This is a genomic window from Persicitalea sp. (assembly GCF_041751555.1).
Lineage (GTDB): Bacteria > Bacteroidota > Bacteroidia > Cytophagales > Spirosomataceae > Persicitalea.
This window is the reverse complement of record NZ_JBGSXF010000750.1, coordinates 1-4,178: the sequence shown is the minus strand read 5'-3', so window position 1 is coordinate 4,178 and position 4,178 is coordinate 1. Positions and strand designations below refer to the sequence as shown.

Annotated in this window: 3 protein-coding genes and 1 pseudogene; 3 read left to right on the top strand and 1 reads right to left on the bottom strand. The window is 52.3% G+C overall.

The genetic code is table 11. The features are described 5' to 3' along the window. Positions 1–154 (bottom strand): annotated as a pseudogene (locus ACEW8P_RS26165) (N-acetylgalactosamine-6-sulfatase); the annotation flags it as partial. A gap of 286 nt (positions 155–440) precedes the next feature. Between ACEW8P_RS26165 and ACEW8P_RS26160 the strand changes: the two are divergent. The 3 genes from ACEW8P_RS26160 to ACEW8P_RS26150 all read left to right on the top strand — a co-directional run. Continuing rightward, on the top strand, positions 441–1,433 hold the full coding sequence (locus ACEW8P_RS26160) for a 3-hydroxyacyl-CoA dehydrogenase family protein (RefSeq protein WP_373516006.1): 993 nt from the start codon (positions 441–443) through the stop codon (positions 1,431–1,433). Positions 1,434–1,513: 80 nt separating this feature from the next. After that, the gene (locus ACEW8P_RS26155) at positions 1,514–3,775 is read left to right on the top strand and encodes a PSD1 and planctomycete cytochrome C domain-containing protein (RefSeq protein WP_373516007.1); all 2,262 of its coding nucleotides are present in this window, start codon (positions 1,514–1,516) and stop codon (positions 3,773–3,775) included. A 130-nt stretch (positions 3,776–3,905) separates the two neighbouring features. Further along, positions 3,906–4,178, top strand: a 273-nt coding sequence (locus tag ACEW8P_RS26150; protein ID WP_373516005.1) for a DUF1501 domain-containing protein, incomplete at its 3' end; no start/stop codon positions are given.

The window sequence follows — 4,178 nt, the reverse complement described above, 5'->3', positions numbered from 1 at the left end:
TCGGCGTCTTTATTTTCTTCTGGCCGTAACAGCCGAGTTCGGCGTAACCGAGGTCATCGGCGTAGATGTAGATGATGTTGGGTTTAGCGTTTTGCGCGAAGATTGCCGAAGTGCTGACAAGCGACAGGAGTAGAAAGATAGAAAGTCTGGACATATCCAAAGTTGGCTTTGTAGAAATGGTGCTCTCCACAATAATACGAAAAATCATCTAAGGGGAGGTTGGACAATCTAAAATGATCAAGTTAGGTTATTTACCTCAAACAAGTAGGACCAAAAGCCAAGAAGTCAATCTTTCTCACTTTGGAATGGGTACCAGAAAACTTCGAGAAACTAAGCGCGAACTCCATGAAACTCTTTATTCTAAGAGAACGAAGTAGTAAAAACCGCCCCAACTACCCTTTGCACTACGAAAGACTTTCCCGCCAAAAAAGACCAAATCAATGAACACCCAGGAAATCCCGGTAAGTGTGGTGGGCCTCGGCCTGATGGGCTGTAGCATCGTCACGTGTCTCCTCATCGCCGGGCACCCGGTAGTAGCTGTGGCTCCAATACCCATCGACCTCGATAATGCTGAAGACCGAATTAGGGAGCATTTCGTCAATGCTTTGGAAAATGGCCTGGTGGAGAACCCGCCCGAGTATTACTTTAAAAACCTGAAAATCACCGAGGATTACGCCGACTTGCGCGACTGCCGTCTGGTGGTCGAATGCACGATCGAAAACGTAATGATCAAGGAGCAGGTCTACAAGAAAATCGAAGCGCACCTGCCTGCTGACGCCCTGCTCACAAGCAATACCTCGGCGATTCCCATCAGTACTTTGCAGCAAATGACCGAACACCCGGCCCGTTTTCTGGGTTTACATTGGACGGAACCCGCTCATACTACGCGCTTTCTGGAAATTATTTGCGGCAACGACACGGATATAAAAAACGGCGAGTACCTCTACGAACTGTCGCACAAATGGGGCAAGGAACCCATCTTAGTCAGAAAAGACATCGCTGGCTTTATCACCAACCGCCTCATGTACGCCATGTACCGCGAGGCCATTAGTCTGGTGGAAGGTGGCTACGCCACAGTGGAAGATGTGGATCGCGCCTGCCGCAACAACACGGGCTATTTTATGACGCTGGCGGGCGTATTCCGTTGGATGGATTTGACGGGCGTTCCGGCTTACCACACTGTAATGAAGCGGCTATTGCCCACGCTCAACAATAGTACCGAAGTACCGGAGTTAATAGATAAGATCGTACGCGAAGGCGGAAAGGGCGTCGCGAATGCCCACGGCTTTCATGAATACACGCCTGAGGAGGCGAAGTTGTGGGAAGAGACTTTTACGGAATTTACCTACGATATCAGGAAATTGGCTTTGAAATATCCGGGTGATGTGGTGAAGAAGAAGTTGAAGGAGAAAAGGGAAGAAGGAAACCTCTAAGAAACTCTGTGACCTAACTTGAAAGCTTTATGCAAAAAGTACTCATTTTCCTGGCTGGTTTGAGCTTTTTAGCCGCTGCCATGCAGGGATGCGGGGAAAGTACCCTCCATTCAGCAGATGAAAAACTACCCGAGGAGGTCAGCTACAACTTCGACATTCGGCCCATTCTTTCGGACAAATGCCTGGCTTGCCACGGCCCCGACGCCAACAAGCGTGAGGCGGGGCTGCGGCTGGATATTGCCGAGAATGCTTTCGCGGCTTTGGAGGAAAACCCCGGTGCCCACGCGTTGGTCGCAGGCAAGCCGGAACTGTCGCAGGTGTTCCTGCGCATCACCTCCGTGGACAGCACCGAGCGGATGCCGCCCGTGGACTCCAACCTAAAACTGACCGAACGCGAAATCGCTCTGATCGAAAAGTGGATTGCGCAGGGGGCAAAATACGAGAAGCACTGGGCTTTTGAAGCCCCCCAAAAGCCCACCTTGCCGGAAGTGGATGCCGCCGACTGGCCGCGCAATGAGATCGACTATTTTATTTTACAAAAACAAGAACAGCAGGGCCTCACGCCAAACGACGAAGCCGACAAGGAACGCTTGCTGAAACGCCTCAGCCTGGATATTCTCGGCTTGCCGCCCACGCTGGAAATGCAAAACGATTTTCTGGCCGACGACCGCCCCGATGCCTACGAGCGCATGGTGGATCGGCTGCTGAAACTACCTGCTTACGGCGAGAAAATGTCACTGCATTGGCTGGATTTGGCCCGTTACGCCGATTCGCATGGCTACCAGGATGATGGCTACCGTACCCAATGGCCCTGGCGCGATTGGGTGATTCATGCCTTCAACGAGAATATGTCGTATAAGAAGTTCGTGACCTGGCAGCTTGCGGGCGACCTACTGCCTGACAGCAACAAGGAGCAACTGCTGGCGACGGGCTTCAACCGTAACCACAAGATCACCGAGGAAGGCGGCATCATCGACGAGGAGTACCGGATGCTCTACGTGACTGACCGCAACGATATGTTTGGCAAGGGTCTGCTGGGCGTGACGCTGGAATGCGCCCACTGCCATGATCACAAGTACGATCCGTTTTCGCAGAAGGAGTACTACCAGATGTTCGCGTTTTTTAACAATGTGAAAGAGGTAGGCCGCGAGTCGGTCATCGGAGGGCCGGAGACTTACGCCAAGAAACCGTTGATGGAAATTAGCGACGAGGACGCGGAAAGCATCCTAAGTTTTGTGAACAAACCCGATACCAACCGTCTCATCGTTTCGGTCATGGGGGATTTGGACTCGACCCGCAAAACGCACATCCTGAAACGTGGCGTCTATGATGCCCCCGGCGACGAAGTACAGCCCGGAACACCCTCCGCCATCCTGCCTTTCAACGAAAACTACCCCCAAAATCGACTTGGCCTAGCCAAATGGTTATTTGACAAGAAAAATCCGCTGACGGCCCGCGTGTACGTCAATATTCTGTGGCAGGAATTTTTCGGAAAAGGCATCGTCAAAACCTCCGGCGATTTTGGAATGCAAGGCGACCTGCCCACACACCCGGCCCTGCTCGACTGGTTGGCCGTGGACTTCATGGAGCATGGCTGGGACATCAAGCGGCTAGTGAAGCAGATGGTCACCTCGGCCACTTACCGCCAATCGGCTATCGTGAGCAAACAGGCTTTGGCCAAAGATCCCGAAAACGTCTATTTAGCCCGTGGGTCGCGGTACCGGATTCACGCCGAGTACGTCAAGGATTTGGTGCTGGCCAGTAGCGGTCTACTCAACCGCAGCATCGGCGGGCCGAGCGTGCAACCCTACCAACCCGACGGTCTATGGGAGGGCGCGACTTCGGGGCGGGGTCTGCTTTCGGTCTACAAGCAAGACCACGGCAGCAAGCTCTACCGCCGCGGAATGTATACGCTCATCAAGCGCACCGTGCCGCCGCCCACAATGGGCATTTTCGACGCCAGCAACCGCGACCTATGCGAAGTAAAGCGTCTGAAAACCAACACGCCGCTTCAAGCCCTCGTCATGATGAACGACCCCGCGGTGCTGGAAGCCTCGCGGGTACTTTCCGCTAAACTATTACAAGAAAAAACCAGCACAAACGACAAACTGATTAAAGCCTTCCGCCTCATCATCTGTCGCACACCCAGCGAAAAAGAATTAAAAATCCTGACCAACTACTTCGAAAAACAACAAAGTACCCTTACCCCCGAAGCTGCCCGAAAAATGCTTACAGTAGGAGAGTACCCCATGACGAAAAACCTTGACCAAGTCAACCAAGCTGCCCTGATGAGGGTGATCTCGACGATCTATAATTTGGAAGAAGCGATAACTAAGACTTAGGTTTTAAATTTGGAATGTCGGAATGTCGAAATTTGTGAATATTGCTTTCGCCCATTTTTTCAACGTTCCCGTCCTAATATTCCGGCATCGCCGGGTGACCCCGTCCGACATTCACTAATTCAAAATTAATATGGACAACGCCCAAACCGAACACGGCTTTACCTTCAACCGCCGCCGCTTCCTTTCTTCCATGAGTCTGGGGATTGGAGGGGTAGCGTTGGGTTCTTTATTAATGCCCGAGCTATTAAAGGGCGGAGGGGCAGAAATGGATGGGCTGGCACCCGGCATTCCGCATTTTGCGCCGAAGGCTAAGCGGGTCATTTATTTGTTTCAAAACGGCGCGCCCTCGCAGCAGGAGCTTTTTGACTACAAACCCAAACTCCGTGACTTACAGGGAGAGGAG

Bases quoted from the DNA above. Each gene is read 5' to 3' on its own strand.
- ACEW8P_RS26155 (WP_373516007.1), top strand. From the start codon at position 1,514: ATGCAGGGATGCGGGGAAAGTACCCTCCATTCAGCAGATGAAAAACTA.
- ACEW8P_RS26160 (WP_373516006.1), top strand. From the start codon at position 441: ATGAACACCCAGGAAATCCCGGTAAGTGTGGTGGGCCTCGGCCTGATG.